At 73.1% G+C, this 15,169-nt stretch carries 12 protein-coding genes and 1 rRNA gene; 12 read left to right on the top strand and 1 reads right to left on the bottom strand.

The features are described from left to right. Position 1 precedes the first annotated feature (1 nt). Positions 2-118, top strand: a 5S ribosomal RNA gene (gene rrf, locus ACLJT4_RS40650). A gap of 79 nt (positions 119-197) precedes the next feature. On the opposite strand, the gene ACLJT4_RS40645 is transcribed toward rrf, so the two are convergent. Beyond that, positions 198-866 (bottom strand): 4'-phosphopantetheinyl transferase family protein, encoded by a 669-nt coding sequence (locus tag ACLJT4_RS40645; protein WP_411130097.1) that lies wholly within the window; start codon positions 864-866, stop codon positions 198-200. A gap of 158 nt (positions 867-1,024) precedes the next feature. Here ACLJT4_RS40645 and ACLJT4_RS40640 point away from each other — a divergent pair, with 158 nt between their 5' ends. The 11 genes from ACLJT4_RS40640 (at position 1,025) to ACLJT4_RS40590 (ending at position 15,074) form a co-directional block, all read left to right on the top strand. Next, positions 1,025-2,050 carry a saccharopine dehydrogenase gene (locus ACLJT4_RS40640; RefSeq protein ID WP_411130099.1) on the top strand — a complete coding sequence of 342 codons (1,026 nt, stop codon included), beginning with the start codon at positions 1,025-1,027 and terminating at the stop codon, positions 2,048-2,050. Further along, on the top strand, positions 2,047-2,691 hold the full coding sequence (locus tag ACLJT4_RS40635) for a TetR/AcrR family transcriptional regulator (RefSeq protein ID WP_411130095.1): 645 nt from the start codon (positions 2,047-2,049) through the stop codon (positions 2,689-2,691). The genes ACLJT4_RS40640 and ACLJT4_RS40635 overlap by 4 nt, the downstream gene beginning before the upstream one ends. Before the next feature lie 137 nt (positions 2,692-2,828). Beyond that, the gene (locus ACLJT4_RS40630) at positions 2,829-4,016 is read left to right on the top strand and encodes a cytochrome P450 family protein (protein ID WP_411130093.1); all 1,188 of its coding nucleotides are present in this window, start codon (positions 2,829-2,831) and stop codon (positions 4,014-4,016) included. Between the two features lie 139 nt (positions 4,017-4,155). Continuing rightward, entirely contained in the window at positions 4,156-4,347 is a 192-nt protein-coding gene (locus ACLJT4_RS40625; protein ID WP_411130091.1) for a ferredoxin, read from the top strand. A gap of 3 nt (positions 4,348-4,350) precedes the next feature. Then, a complete protein-coding gene (locus ACLJT4_RS40620) occupies positions 4,351-5,550 on the top strand; it encodes an NAD(P)/FAD-dependent oxidoreductase (RefSeq protein ID WP_411130089.1) in 1,200 nt (399 codons plus the stop codon). Positions 5,551-6,338: 788 nt separating this feature from the next. Then, positions 6,339-6,917 (top strand): acyl carrier protein, encoded by a 579-nt coding sequence (locus tag ACLJT4_RS40615; RefSeq protein WP_016573856.1) that lies wholly within the window; start codon positions 6,339-6,341, stop codon positions 6,915-6,917. A gap of 57 nt (positions 6,918-6,974) precedes the next feature. Next, entirely contained in the window at positions 6,975-8,321 is a 1,347-nt protein-coding gene (locus tag ACLJT4_RS40610) for a beta-ketoacyl-[acyl-carrier-protein] synthase family protein (RefSeq protein WP_411130087.1), read from the top strand. Beyond that, complete coding sequence (locus tag ACLJT4_RS40605; protein WP_411130086.1) at positions 8,318-9,499, top strand: beta-ketoacyl synthase N-terminal-like domain-containing protein; 1,182 nt, start codon at positions 8,318-8,320, stop codon at positions 9,497-9,499. The genes ACLJT4_RS40610 and ACLJT4_RS40605 overlap by 4 nt, the downstream gene beginning before the upstream one ends. Further along, positions 9,496-10,773, top strand: coding sequence for a beta-ketoacyl-[acyl-carrier-protein] synthase family protein (locus ACLJT4_RS40600; protein ID WP_411130085.1), 1,278 nt, complete (start codon positions 9,496-9,498; stop codon positions 10,771-10,773). The genes ACLJT4_RS40605 and ACLJT4_RS40600 overlap by 4 nt, the downstream gene beginning before the upstream one ends. Further along, on the top strand, positions 10,763-12,157 hold the full coding sequence (locus ACLJT4_RS40595) for a beta-ketoacyl synthase N-terminal-like domain-containing protein (RefSeq protein ID WP_411130083.1): 1,395 nt from the start codon (positions 10,763-10,765) through the stop codon (positions 12,155-12,157). The genes ACLJT4_RS40600 and ACLJT4_RS40595 overlap by 11 nt, the downstream gene beginning before the upstream one ends. A gap of 13 nt (positions 12,158-12,170) precedes the next feature. Further along, entirely contained in the window at positions 12,171-15,074 is a 2,904-nt protein-coding gene (locus ACLJT4_RS40590) for an aminotransferase class III-fold pyridoxal phosphate-dependent enzyme (protein WP_411130081.1), read from the top strand. The last annotated feature ends 95 nt before the right edge of the window (positions 15,075-15,169 follow it).

Genomic DNA, 15,169 nt, shown 5'->3' with positions numbered 1-15,169 from the left:
TTTCGGTGGTTATAGCGTTAGGGAAACGCCCGGTTACATTTCGAACCCGGAAGCTAAGCCTTTCAGCGCCGATGGTACTGCAGGGGGGACCCTGTGGGAGAGTAGGACGCCGCCGAACTAAATTTGATAAAGCCTCGTTCCCCGAGTTTCGACTCGGGGAACGAGGCTTTTTTGCGTTTGCGGGAAATGGTCTTTCGTCAGGCCGGTCGGGGCAGGGCGGCCGCGGTGAGGAGGATGCCGTGGGAGGTGTGCCAGCTGCCGAGGACGACGGGGGCGGGGACGCCGGCCGGCCAGGGCAGGAGCAGGTGGGCGGTGAAGGTGCGGGCGGTGGGCGAGAACGTGATCTCGGCGTCCTCGAATTGGAGCGGGCGGGGGGCGAGCGGAGCGCAGGTCTTGTAGACGGACTCCTTCGCGCTGAAGAGGAGGCGGTCCCACGGGACGGCCGGATGGGTGGCGGCGAGGTCCTGGAGGTGGCTGCGTTCGGCGGGGGTGGTGATGCCGTCGCGGACGGCTGGGGGCAGCGGGGCGTGGGGTTCGGCGTCGATGCCGAGGTGGGGGAGGTCGGCGGTGCGGGCCACCGCGGCGGCGCGGTAGCCGTCGCAGTGGGTGATGCTGCCGGTGATGCCGGGGGGCCAGGCCGGGGCGCCGGTGGGGCCCGGGGGCAGCGGGGTCGGGGAGAGGCCCAGGCGGGCCAGGGCGCGGTGGGCGCACTGGCGGGCGGTGGTGAATTCGCGACGGCGCTTCTCGCCGGCGCGGGCGATCTCGCGTTCCTCGATCGGGAAGAGGCCGGTGGGGGCGTCGGCGGGCGGGTCACCGAGGGCGTCCTCGCCTACGGCGTGCGGGGGCAGGACGTGCTCGATGAGCATGCGGTGGCTCAACTCCTGGGGCGGGGGCGGTAGTAGACGGTGGGTGGGGTGACGACTCTATGTGACGGGGGCGACAATGACGGGCGTTGAGATTCTAGGTCGCGTGACCTAGTGTCGGTTCCGTGGACGATGACCTCCAGCTTGATGTGAATGGTCCGGTGCTCGTGGTCGGCGGTTACGGGACCGTCGGTGGCGATCTGACCCGGCTCGCTGCGCCCTCGTGGCCGTTACTGCTCACCGGGCGCACGCCCGAGAAGGGGCAGGCGCTGGCCGACGAGGTCGGGGCGGAGGTGCGGCGGTGGGACCTGGGTGACCCGGAGCCGTTCTCGGCGCGGGTCCGGGCCGTGATCAGCACGGTGAACGACCCGGACGACCGGGTGATGCTGGCCGCCCTTCGCGGGGGTGTGCCGTACGTCGACATCACGCGGTGGACGGCGCGGTTGCAGCGGGCCACGGCACTCGCGGCGGTTCATCCGCCGAAGGCGCCGGTGCTGCTGTCGTCGAGCTGGATGGGCGGCGTGAGTGCGCTGGTCACCGCGGCGTTGGCGGCGGAGCTCGGCGGTGCGGCCGAGGCGCGGATCGCCATCCGGTACGACCTGAAGGACCGGGCCGGTACGGACTCGGTGGAGTTCATGGACCGGCTGGGGCTGGACTACGAGGTCACCGAGAACGGGCAGCGGCAGATGGTCATGCCGTTGAGCGACGCCGGGTTCGTGGAGATCGGCGGGCACCGGACGAAGGTGGCGCGGATCGACACGCCGGAGCAGTTCACGCTGCCGCTGGTGCTGGGCCTGGACACCGCGATCACGCGGATCGGGTTCAGTGCGAACTCGTCGACGTCGACGCTGCTGGCGTTGAAGAAGACCGGGTTCTTCCGGTGGGGGCGGGGCGACTCGTTCGAGAAGACCCGCCGGTCGATGCTGTACTCGCCGGGTGAGGGCGGCTCCGCGCTGCTGCGGATCGACGTCCGCGGGCGGGGCGGCGAGCGGCGTACCGCGGTGATCAAGGATGCGGCCGGTCAGGCCCACCTCACCGCGTTGGGCGGGCTGTTGGGCCTGCGTCGGGTGTTGGGTGCGGACGGCGCCGAGGCGCCCACCGGGGTGGTGTTCCCCGAGATGACGCCGGTGCCGCAGGACGTCGTCTCCGCGCTGGAGAAGGCAGGGGTCGAGGTCACGGTGTCATGAGCGAGGAGAAGGACGGCGGTAAGCCGCAGCTGACGCGGCAGGGCAACCTGCGGCGGACGAGTCTGCTGGACGCCGCCGAGTCCGTGCTGGTCGCCAAGGGCAACGCGGACGCGTCCCTGCGGGCCATCGCCGGTGAGGCCGGTGTGCGGGTCGGTCACCTCCAGCACTACTTCCCGACCCGGGCGGACCTGATCAAGGCCGTGCTGGAGCGGGCGTTGGAGCGGTCGCTGGACCGGCTCGCGGAGACGACGGGGCTGCGGCTGGGCCGCGAGGACCCGTCGGTCATCGAGGTCCCGGAGGGCGGCCGGGCGGAACCCGCCGAAGTGGTGGCGGTGGTGCTCGCCGAGCAGGAGGACCCCCAGCTGGTCCGGCTGTACGTCGAGGTGTGGGCGTTGGCGGCGCGGGACGACGAGATCGCCGCGGTGGTCCGGGAGTTCTACCGGAAGTACGTGGCCCACGTGGAGGCGTTCGTCCAGCAGGGGCGGCCGGAGTGGTCCGCCGAGTTCTGTCGGGCGCGGGCCGAGACGTTCGTGGCGTTGGTCGAGGGGGCGGCCCTGATGCGGTCGGGGATCGCCGGGAGCCGGTCGGGCGCGATGGACACCCAACTCGCCCAGCAGGCAGTGCAGTTGCTCCGGGACTGAAGTCCGGGGCGTACCAGCCGCCGGCCGTTGGGGTCCGGGGCGGGGTTTCTCGGGGCCGGTCGGCCCACGGCGTGGCGTGCGGGCCGCGGCGTGGGCCGGCGGCCCGTCATCCGTGGCACACGTAGGGGGAATGCGTCATGTCCGAGGTAATCGATCTTGCCGAGTTGGCGGCCACCGCGGATCTGGAGCGGGAGCTGGCGCGGCTCGCCGCGCGGCACGGGATCATCCGCACTCGGCAGCTGAACCAGCAGGAGACCTGGACGGTGTTGGGCGCCGGGCTGACCCGGGAGTTGCTGAGCGATCCGCGGCTGTCCAACGACGTGCACACGCACGCGCCGCACGGGGCGCTGGTCCCGGGGCTGCAGGTGATGCTGCTGGAGCAGGACGATCCGGGGCACGCCCGGTACCGGCGGCTGGTGAGCGCGGCGTTCGCGTCGAAGGCGGTGCGGCAGTTGGAGCCGCGGATCGTGGAGATCAGCCGGCAGCTGCTGGACAAGCTGGGCGACAGCGGGACGGTGGACTTCATCGACGCGTTCACCTATCCGATGCCGCTGGAGGTGATCTGCGATCTGCTGGGGGTGCCGGGCGAGGACCGGGACCCGTTCCGCAAGTGGGCGATGGACATCTCCGCGGCGCCGTCGCTGGAGGCGATGCAGGCGTCGGCGGGCGAGCTGTTCGCGTACTGCATCGGGCTGATCGGGGCCAAGCGGGAGCAGCCGACGGAGGACCTGCTCAGTGAGCTGATCGCGGCGCGGTTCGAGGACGGGGCCGGGTTGTCGGACGAGGAACTGTCGTCGTTCGCCGCGGTGTTGCTGATCGCGGGTCACGACACGGTGACGAACCTGTTGGCCAACGCGTTGCACGATCTGCTGACGCATCCGGAGCAGTTGGCGGCGCTGCGGGCGGACCGGTCGTTGGTGAACCAGGCGGTGGAGGAGGCGTTGCGGTTCCGCGGGTCGGCGATGACCACGGTGAACCGGGTGGCGCTGGAGGACATCGAGGCGGGTGGGGTCACCATCCGCAAGGGTGAGCTGGTGCGGTTCCTGCTGAACGCGGCCAACCGGGACGCGGAGGTGCGCGAGGACGGGCACGCCTTCGACATCGGCCGGGCCACCGCGCAGCACGTCGCGTTCGGCATGGGGCCGCACTTCTGCCTGGGGCAGCGGCTGGCCCGGCAGGAGGCGACGATCGCCCTGAACGAGATCCTGGACCGTTTCCCGACGCTGGAGTTGGGGGTGTCCCGGGCGGAGGTGCGGTGGCTGGCCTCGGACGCGATCCGGGGGCTGGAGGAGCTGCCGCTGCGGTACGCGCGGGAGACGGCGTGACGTCGTGAGCCGTGACGGTGTCCGGGGCGGTCGGCGGTGTGGCCCGAGGGGCGTCCGCCGGCCGCGGGCGGGGCGTGCCGGGGGTTCGCTGCCCGCGGCGCGAGGTGAGTCATTCACAGGGGAGTTGGGGGAATCAGCCATGCAGATCACGGTCGATTACGCGCTGTGCGACGGGTTGGGGCAGTGCGCCCTGGTGGCGCCCGAGGTCTTCGCGCTGGACGACGATGAGCAGTTGGTGGTCGCGCCGGACCCGGCGCCGGAACTCGCCGGCAAGGTGGCGGCCGCGGCGCGGGCCTGCCCGGTGCGGGCGATCTCGGTCGAAGGGGTCTGAGCCTTGCGTGAGGTCGTCGTGGTGGGCGCGGGCCTGGCGGGCGTCCGGGCCGGCGAGGCGCTGCGGGCGCGGGGGTTTTCCGGAGCGCTGACCGTGGTGTCGGCGGAGGCGGAACTCCCGTACGACCGGCCGCCGTTGACCAAGCAGGTGATGGCCGGGACGCTCACCGCGGACGACATCCGGCTGGCGGGCGTCGAGGAGTGCGACGCCCGCTGGGTCCGGGGGACCGAGGCAGTCGGGCTGGACCGGGAGCGGCGCCGGGTGCGGTTGGCCGACGGTGCGGAGCTCGCGTACGACGGGCTGGTGGTGGCGACCGGGGCGCAGGCGCGGGCCTGGCCCGGCCAGGCGCCGGCCGGGGTGCTGACCGTGCGGGGGTTGGACGACGTCCGGGCGCTGCGGGCGCGGATCGACGGCGGGGCGCGTGAGGTGGTCGTCGTCGGGGCCGGGTTCGTCGGGGTGGAGTTGGCGTCGTCGCTGGTCGGGCTGGGGCTCGGGGTGCGGGTGACGCTGGTGGAGCCGTTCGGGTCGCCGCTGCGGGTGCTGGGCGGGACGGTGCCGGGCGTGGTGGCGGAGGCGGCCCGGCGGGCCGGGGTCGCGCTGCGGCTGGGTACCGGGGTGACGGGTTTCCGGGCCCGGGCCGGGCGGGTCGACGGGGTCGAACTGGCCGACGGGAGCGTGCTGCCGGCCGAGGTGGCCGTGGTGGCGATCGGGATGGAGCCGGCGACCGGGTGGCTGCGGGGGGCCGGGCTGGCGCTGCCGGCGGGGCGGGTGCACTGCGACGAGCGGCTGTTCGCGCGGGGCGCGGGGGTGGCCGGGGTGGTCGATCCGCGGGTCGTGGTGGCCGGGGACGTGGCCCGGTGTGATGCGGTGCGGTCGGCGGACGGTCCGGTTCCGTTGGAGCACTGGAGCAATGCGGCGGCGCAGGGGGAGTTGGCGGCGCGGAACCTCTTGGCGGGGCCGGCGGCGGCCGAGCCGTACGTGCACGTGCCGTCGTTCTGGACGTCGGTGTTCGGGCTGCGGATCAAGTCGGTGGGATTGCCGGGCACCGGGGACCGGGTGGTCGCCGAGGAGGGCGAGGCGGGTGCGGAGAAGGTGGTCGAGGCGCACTACCGGCGGGGCCGGTTGGTCGGTGCGGTGAGTGTCAACCTGGGGAAGCGGCTGGCGGGTTACGCGCGGCGGCTCCAGGAGGAGCAGGTGTCGTAGGGGGAGTCGGCGCCGGTGGCGGGCCCGTGGGGTGAGCCGGTCCGGGCGTGGCGAGGGCCGTCCGCTGGCCGGAAGGCGAGGACGTGGCGGAAGAAAAGTGACCTGCGGGTCGGTTTACTGGCGGTAACCCGTCGCGATGTCGGACAGGGCAGTAAACCCGGCCAGCGTGAATGGCGCGTTAAGTTTTCCATTACCACGGAACATTTATGGTTGACCCCTTCCTGGGGCCTCTGGGTCACGTGACCTATCGCACAAACGAGTGACGCTTCAGGACGGCTCTGGTAACGTTTTTATCGCGCCTCCGAGAGAGGCGGGACGGGCCTTGTGAGTGCGTCACGACGTGGTGATCGCCGCCAAGAAGAGCCTGTTCTTGTGCAAGCAGGTGTCGGGGGACCATTTGCTACGGGGGATAGATCATGTGTAGCGCCTTCGAAGGCGTCTGAAACTGGGACTTCCTGAGATCCGGAAGTTTTCCCTTTCTCTTGTGCTCGCGAGCTGAGAAGGTCGCTCCAGCGGCGACCTGTCATGCCTTGGGCGGGCAATCCAACCACACCCTTCGCCGAACGGCAGCCGATTGTCGCGGTCGTCACCGGGAATTCCGAACGACTTCGTAAAAGGATTCCGGAGCGGATTTTCGGCATCGTGAAAACGTGATGCCCCGCGACCTTTCGGCGCCGGATCGCGCCGGCCGGAAACGTACCGTCAGGTAATTTCCGCTGCCGTTTTCCGGGATTTTCCTTGGCTGGTCGACGGCGGTGTTCAGAGTGCTCAAAAACGAGGAGAGAAACATGCAGAACCCCTACGAGGCCGAGCAGATCCAGGACATCGTGCGGGACGGCCTGGCCCAGGTCCTGGGCACCGGCGCGGACGAGGTCACCCCGGACGCCACCCTCGTCGCCGACCTCGGCGCGGAATCCCTGGACCTGGTCGAATTCCGCTTCGAAATGGAGACCAAGCTCGGCGTGGCGCTGCCGAAGTCGAACGTCCTGGACCAGCTCGCCACCGCCCTCGGCGGCTCCGAGCAGCTCTACGACGAGCGCGGCGGCATCACCGAACTGGCCGCCGAGGTACTGCGCCGCAGCGCCTTCGGCTACTCCGCGGAGCAGGTCCACGCCGGTCAGCGGCCCTACGAGGTCGCCGCGGCCGCCACCAGCGCGCACTGGGCCGCCTTCACCCACGCCCTCTTCGACCACCTGCCCGAGACCTGCACCGAGTGCGGCGCCGACAAGGCCGAACTGGCCGCGTCCGGCAAGGCGATCTGCGCCGGCTGCGGTGCCGCGCTGGAGGCGGCCACCGGCGACGAGGTGATGGCCGAGGGCGTCCGCGCGGCGCTCGTCGCCATCGGGCACGCCCAGCCCGTCGGCTGACCGCCCGGGGCCGGTGCGGCAGGCGTCGCTCGTACGAGTCGTGCGAAAGGAATGCAAGTGACACCCCACATATCCAACGGGGCCGAACACGAGGTCGTGGTGACCGGGATCGGCCTGGTCGCCGGGCAACTCACGGACCCGGAGGCGCTGTTCGACCACCTCGCGGAAGGACGCACGCTCATCACCGAGCACCCCCTCCACAAGGAGTGGGGCGTCCCCTGCGCCGTCTCGGCGCACATCGACCCCGAGGTCCGGCAGCAGCTCGCGGACGCGGTGCCCGAGGAGGCCGGACCGCTGGGGTCGGCCGGCGTCCTCGCCTGGCACGCCGCCGCCCAGGCATGGCAGCGCAGCGGACTGCCGCGGCGGCTGGACTCCGAGCGCGGCGGCGTCTTCCTCGCCTGCAACCGCATGGTCATGGAGCCGGCCGAACTGACCGCGCTCGCCGACCACGTGGACCACGAGGCCGGCGCGCTGGACCTGGACGGCTACCTGGAGCGGCTCGACGGCCCGGCGGCGCCGGACGCGGCCGACGGGCTCGACCCGCAGCGGTACCAGAAGGTCCAGCCCGACTCCGCCACCGCCGCGCTCGCCGACTACTTCGGCGCCGCCGGCGTCCTGGAGACCCACGCCGACGCCTGCGCCGCGGGCGGCATGGCGATCGGCAGCGCCTACCGCTACCTCCGCAGCGGCACCCTCGACGTGGCGCTCGCCGGCGGCGCCGAGAGCCTCACCACGCTCACCTCCGTCACCGCCTTCTACGGGGTGGGCGCGCTCGCCCCGGCCGACGGGCGGGACCCGGCGCAGATCAGCCGCCCCTTCGACAAGGACCGCTCGGGCTTCGTCATCGGGGACGGCGCGGCCTTCCTCGTCCTGGAGTCCCGGGCGCACGCCGAGGCGCGCGGCGCCCGCATCCTGGCCACGGTCGCCGGGTACGCCGGGGTGACCGAGGCGGTGAAGATGACGTCCAGCTCGCGGGACGGCGCGGACTACGCCCAGTGCATGCGGGCCGCGCTCACCGACGCCGGGCTCGTCCCGGAGGACATCGACCACGTCAACGCCCACGGGACCTCGACCGAGGCCAACGACACCTGTGAGGCGGCGGCCCTGCACACCGTCTTCGGGGCGCGGGCGGCCCACCTGCCCATCACCGGCAACAAGTCCGCCATGGGGCACTCGCTGGCGAACAGCGGGGCGGCCGAGGCGGTGCTGTCGGTGCTCAGCCTCCAGCGGCAGACCCTGCTGCCGACGCTCAACTTCACCGAACCCGACGAGGTCACCAGCGGCCTGGACGTGGTCACCGAGCGGCGTCCGGCGCGGGTCACCGCGGTGCTGTCCAACTCCTTCGGCTTCGGCGGGCAGAACTGCTCGCTGATCCTGGCCGAGGCCGGGGGAGCGCGGCCATGACGACGCGCGACGTGCGACTGACCGCGCCCGGGCTCTACACCGCGGCCGGCACCGACCCCGGCGACCTGTGGGAGACCCTGGTCGCCGGCAAGGACACCCGCCGGCCGACCGAGGCGCTGGCCGGCCCGTGGCCGGAGTTCGACACCGCCTTCCTGGTGGACGACCCCGACGCGGCCACCCTCGGGGTGCACCGCAGGGTGCTGCGCACCTCGGAGAAGCAGGCCCGGATGGCGCTCTACGGGGCGCGGCTGGCACTGGCCGGCGCGACGGAGCGCGGCACGGTGGGCGGCCCCGGCTGGGGGCTCTACCTGGGACTGCCCACGGTGGACGAGGAGCTGCTGCGGTTCGGAGCCCTGGACCGGCTGCACCAGGTCGCCGGCTCGCCCGGCGACGTCGCCGCGCTCTACGGCCGGGAGGTCCCGCCGTTCAGCGGGCTGTCGCACCTGAACAGCACCGCGGCGGCGCACGTCTCGGCGGTCTTCGCACTGACCGGGGCCATGGCCGCGTACTCGCCGTTCTCCGACGCCGGACTGACGGCCCTGATCGACGGGGCGCTGTCGGTCGCCGAGGGCGAGAACGAGGCGGCGCTGGTCGGAGCGGTGAGCCCCAAGGTGCATCCGCTGCTCTTCGCACAGTACGAGGAGCTGGGGTGGAACGGGGCGGTGCCCGGGGAGGGTGCGGCCTTCCTGCTCGCCGAACCGGCCGACGGCGCCACCGGCTCCGCGGCCGCCTCCGGGGCACCCGGGGCGCGACTGGCCGGCTACGGCCGGGCCTTCGGCGCCGGAGCCGAGGACCGCAGCGAGGCGATCGCCGAGGCCGTCCACGCGGCCCTGGAGACGGCCGGCACGGACGCCGACGGGATCGGCTGGGTGCTGCCCGACGCCGCCTGGACGGTGGACGGCGCACGAGCCCAGAGCGCCGCGCTGGACCGCGTCTTCGCGGGCGCCGCGCCGCGGCCGGCGCACGTCACCAGCGAACGGGCCACCGGGGTGCTGGGGCCCGCCCACCCGTTGGCGCACGCGCTGCTGGCGCTGCACGGCCTGGCGTCCGGGCGGCGGTTGGTCGCCGACGGCGACGCGGTGCGCGAGGAGGCGCTGCCCGCCCCGCGGGCCCTGGTGCTGGCCTGCGGCGCACGCGGCCAGGTGTGCGCCGTCGTACTGGAAGGAGCCGAGAAATGAGCCGCCGGGTCGTGGTGACCGGACTGGGCGCCGTCTGCGGACTGGGGCTCGACTGGCAGACCATGTGGGAGGGGCTGACCGCGGGCCGCTCCGCGATCCGCGCCTGGCAGTTGCCCGGCGTGGCGGACTTCCCGGTGCGCTACGCGGCACCGGTCGACGACGCCGCGTTCGCCGCGCGCCACGGCGCCGAGGCGGACCCGGACCGGCCGCTGGAGCGGCGCACCCGGTTCGGGCTGGCGGCCGCCGCGCAGGCGCTCGCCGACGCCGGAATCGACGGGCCGGGCGCGGTCGGCCGGATCGGCACCGCGGTCGGTTCGGGCGTGCCGGAGCGGGACCCCTACGAGCTGCTGCACGCGATCGGCGAGGACGGCCGGCCCAGCTGGCAGACGCTCTTCGGGCGACGCGACCAACTGGACCGGGCCAGCGGCCTGTTCTGCACCAACGACGCGCTGGCCGCCGGGATCGCGACCCGGCACCGGCTGCGCGGTCCGGCGCTGAACTTCTCCACCGCCTGCGCCGGGGCCACCCACGCCATCGGCCACGGCCTGCGGATGATCCGCCGCGGGGAGGTGGACGCGATGGTGGTGGGCGGTGCCGACTCGGTGCTCAACCTGCCGACCATGACCGGGCTGCACCTGCTCGGCGCGCCGTCCACCTCCGAGCTGTTCGGGGACCGGCTGTGCCGGGCCTTCGACCGGGACCGCAGCGGGCTGGTGGCCGCCGAGGGCGCGGCCATGGTGGTGCTGGAGAGCGAGGAGAGCGCCCGGCGGCGCGGCGCGACCGTCTACGCCGAACTGATCGGTTTCGGCACCTCGTTGGACGCCCACCAGGTCACCGCCCCCCACCCGGAGGGGCACGGGGCGGCACTGGCGATGAGCCGGGCGCTGGCGGACGGCCAGGTGGCGCCGGACGCGGTGGACTCCATCAACGCGCACGGCACCTCCACCCCCCTCAACGACCCGATCGAGACCCGGGCGATCAAGGACGTGTTCGCGGCCGGCGAGCACTACCGGAAGCTGGCGGTCACCGCCAACAAGACGATGCTCGGGCACCTAATCGCCGCCGCCGGCGCGCCCGAGCTGATCGCCACCGTGCTGTCCGTACGGGACGGCATCGTGCCGCCGACGCTGAATCTGGAGAACCCGGATCCGGCCTGCGACCTGGACTACGTGCCCGAGAAGGCGCGGTACCAGGAGGTGTCGGTGGCTGTGAGCAATTCCTTCGGCTTCGGCGGACTCAACGCCAGTCTGGTGGTGCGTGGTTATGAGCACTGACATCGTTTCGAGCACCGACACCGCGGTGCGCGACGACCTCCTTCCCGGCGCCGACGGCGCCGGTTCCGGCCCGGCCCGCGACCCGGGCTTCGACCCCGACGCGATCGTCGTCACCGGCATCGGCGCCGTGCTGCCCACCGGGCGCGGGCCCGAGGCCCTGTGGACGGCCTGGCGCGAGGCGCGCCCCGCGCTCACGCCCTACCAGGACCCCTACGTCCGGACGAAGAAGATCACCCACTTCGGGCACGTGCCCGCCGAACTCCAGCAGGCCAGCCGGGACAGCGTCCCCCACAAACTGCGCAAGTTCGGCACCGGGTTCACCTTCAACGCGGTGCTGGCCGCGGAGGACGCCATGCGGCAGGCCGGCGAGAGCTGGCAGGCCATCCCGGAGGAGCGGCGCGGCCTCTACGTCGCGCAGGACGACTCCACCGAACTGAGCGTGGCCGCCTTCCACAAGGCCCTCAACCGGGCCCGCACCGACACCTCGCCGCAGGTCGGCGCGGACCTCACGCGGGTGGTGGCGGAGGCGTTCGGCAACGCCGCGACCTTCAACCCGTTCACCGTCATCCGGGCGCTGAACAACAACACCCTGGCGCTGGTCAGCATCGCCGAGCGGTTCCGCGGCGACTGCGCGGCGTTCGTGCAGGACGCCGGGGCCTCGCTGGGCGCCCTCCAGCGGGCCGCGTTCAGCCTCCGCCAGGGCGCCTGCGACACCGCGCTGGTCGTCGGCGCCGGCAGCTACAACGAGCCGCTGAAGCTGGCCGCGCAGTACCGCGCCGGGCACCTCACCGCCGGCGGCCGCGGCGCCGCCTCGCTGCGCAGCTTCGACGCCGAACGGGACGGCACGGTGCTCGCCGAGGGCGCGGTGGCGCTGGTCCTGGAGCGGGCCGGGGACGCCGCGGCGCGCGGCGCCCGGCCGCTGGTGGAGGTGCTGGGCGCGGCGCTGCGGCCCGCCGTGGACAACGGCGTCGGCCCGGCCGCGCTGGCCGAGAGCGCCCGCGGCCTGATGGCCGCGCACGGGGTGACGCCGGACACCCTCGGCGCCGTCCTCGCCGACGGCAAGGGCACCGTCCAGCACGACGCCGCCGAGGCCGAGCTGCTGCGCGCGCTGCTGAAGGACAGCGGCGTGCCGGTCAGCTCCGTGCGGCCGGTCACCGGCACCCTGGGGGCCGCCGGCCCGCTCGCCGAACTGGCGCTGGCCCCGAGCCTGTTCGCCACCGGGGAGCTGCCGCCGATCGCGCACCTGACGACCCCGCCGGACGACGGCACCGACTTCGTCACCGGGTCGGCCCGCAAGCGGCGCATCGACTCCGTCCTCAGCCTGCACAGCAGTTTCAACGGGTTCGCGGGAGCACTGCTCGCCAAGCGGCCGCACCTCGCCTAGGAGACCACCAGCAATGTCAGCCACGTCAGCCTTCACCGAATTCGTACAGCCGCAGATGGGCCGGGTGTTCACCGCCCTGGGGCTGGACGTCGAGTACGAGCGGGCCGAGGGCAACACCCTCTACCACCGCGACGAGCAGGGCGAGTTGGTGCCGGTCCTGGACCTGATGGGCGGCTACGGCTCGCTGATCTTCGGCCACAACCACCCGGAGATCGTCGCGCACGCCAAGGAGCTGCTGGACCAGAACCGGGCCGTGCACGCCCAGTTCTCGCTGCGCGGCGAGGCCGGCCGGCTCGGCGCCGCGCTCAGCGACGTCGTCCGCCGGGAGACCGGCATCAAGGAGCCGTACCTGGCCACCTTCGGCAACAGCGGCGCCGAGGCCGTCGAGGCGGCCGTCAAACACGCCGAGCTGGTCCGGGTGACCAAGGCGGCGGCGCTGGCCGAGGAGACCGACGCCCACCTCCAGGCGGCCCGGGACGCGGTCCGCCGCGGCGCGGCCACCGTCGACCCGGCCGCCCACCAGCTGCCCGCCCTCCAGGGGCAGGTCGCCCCGACCGCCGGCATCGACGGCCTGCTGGCCGCGATCGGCGCGCACAACGCGGCGGCGCTGGCCACCAAGCCGCTCTTCCTGGCCCTGGAGCGGTCCTTCCACGGCAAGCTCGTCGGCAGCGTCCAGCTCACCTACAACGCCGGCTTCCGCACCCCCTTCCAGAACCTGGGCACCCGGGTCCGCTTCGTCCCCATGGACCAGCCGGAGCTGCTGGACCGGATCGCCGAGGACGAGCGGGTGGTGCTGCTCGACGCCGAACTCGCCGACGGCCGGGTGCGGATCGTCGAACGGGACTTCCCGGCCATCACCGCCTTCATGGTCGAGCCGGTGCAGGGCGAGGGCGGCATCCACGCGCTCACCGCCGAACAGGGCCGCGCCATCCGGCTGTTCTGCAACAAGGTCGGCACCGCCCTGATCATCGACGAGGTGCAGAGCGGCATGGGCCGCTGCGGCGCCTTCCTGGCCAGCTCGTTGATCGGGCTGCGCGGCGACTACTACACCCTGTCGAAGTCGCTCGGCGGCGGCCTGGCCAAGATCTCCGCGATGCTGGTCCGCCGCTCGCTGTACCAGGGCGAGTTCGACCTGATCCACAGCTCGACGTTCGCCATGGACGACTTCTCCTCGTCCGTCGCCCGCAAGGTCGTCGAGATGCTGGAGGACGCGGACGGCCAGGCGTACCGGCAGGTCACCGAGCGCGGCGAGCGGCTGGTCGAGATGCTGGCCGACCTCAAGTCGGCCTACCCGGACGTCATCGAGGACATCCGCGGCAAGGGCCTGTTCCTCGGCGTCCAACTGCGCGACCAGGGCGAGGCCCGCTCCATGGTGCTGCGCGGCAGTGCCTACACCGGGGCGCTGGGCTACCTCCTCTCCGGCTACCTGCTGCGCCAGGAGCGGATCCGCATCGCGCCGACCGGCAGCGCCGGCAACGTGCTGCGCATCCAGCCGTCCGTCTTCCTGACCGACGAGGAGATCGAGCGGCTGCGCGGCGCCCTCGACCGGCTCTGCCGCATCCTGCGCTACGAGGACACCCTGCACCTGGTCCACCCGGCCAGCGACCGGACGATCCCCAAGCCGCGGGCGGAGATCCGCGACTTCCGCGGCTCGGTCGAGGGCTACGAGCAGGGCGAGCCGCGCCCGGTCACCGGCCCGGTCCGCAAGGTGGCGTTCGTCAACCACCTGATCACCCCGGCCCACCTGCGGCAGGTGGACCCGGCGCTGGCCGACTTCAGCGACGCCGCGCTGCGCGCCTTCGTGCTGGGCATGGACCCGGTGAAGAAGGCGGCGCCCTACCCGGGCGTGCGGATCGACTCGCCGCTGGGCAGCGCCGTGGAGTTCGCGCTCTACCCGCTGATGGTCGGCTCCGAGCAGATGGGCCGCTACCTGGCGTCCGGGGACGTCGCCGGCATCCGGGCGGACGTCGAGGAGCGGGTGCAGGCGGCCCGCGAGGACGGCTGCGAGGTCGCCGGGCTCGGCATGTACACCTCGATCGTCACCCACAACTGCACCTCGCTCAACGTCCCGGGCATCGCACTGACCTCCGGCAACGCGCTGACCGTCGCGATGGGCGTACGGGCCATGGAACGCGGCGCGCAGGACCGCGGCTTCGCGGTCGCCGACGCCACGCTGGCGGTGGTCGGCGCGGCCGGCAACATCGCCTCCGTCTACAGCCAGCTGTTCGCCGAGAAGCTCAGCAAGATCGTGCTGGTCGGCAGCCGCCGGGACGGTTCGGCACGCCGGCTGCGCGCCACCGTGCACGGCATCTACCAGGAGTGCTGGGCGCGGATCGCGGCCGGCGGCGAGCTGACCGGCATCCCGGCCCGGCTGGCCGAGGAACCGCTGATCGCCAAGTGGCTCGCCGACGGGGCGTCCGCCGAGGGCGAGGACGCCGCCGACCGCGGCAAGGCGATCGCCGCCCACCTGGAAGAGCAGTACGGCCGGGACCCGTTCCTGACCGTCACCCAGGACGGCGACGCGCTCCGCGAGGCGCAGCTGGTGCTGTGCGCCTCCAACAGCCCCGAGCCGTTCCTGACCGGCGAGCACTTCGCGCCCGACGCGGTGGTCTGCGACATCGCGGTCCCCAACAACGCGGTGCCCGACCTGACCGTGCAGCGCCCGGACCTGGCGTACATGCTCGGCGGCATCGTCGCCACGCCCCACGGCGAGAGCCTGCACCCCTCGGCGCGGGCCTTCCTGGAGGCCGGCCAGCTCTTCGCCTGCATGGCCGAGACCGCGCTGATGGGCCTGGCCGGCATCGACCGGCACTACTCCTACGGGAACATCAGCCGCCAGCAGGTCCTCGACATCGCCGCCCTGGCCGACGCGCACGGGCTGCGGCTGGCCGACTACAAGAGCGCCCACTCGGTGTGAACCCGCCCCGGCCACCGCTGGGCGAGCCCCCGGGCGCCGCACGCCACCCGTCGCGGGCCTCCGCCGCGTGCGGCGCCCGGCCCGAGGGGCCCGCG

The sequence above is a fragment of the Streptomyces sp. x-19 genome, from assembly GCF_046549115.1.
Lineage (GTDB): Bacteria > Actinomycetota > Actinomycetes > Streptomycetales > Streptomycetaceae > Streptomyces > Streptomyces albulus_C.
The sequence above is the reverse complement of the archived record's forward strand: the minus strand, read 5'-3'. Positions and strand labels throughout refer to the sequence as shown.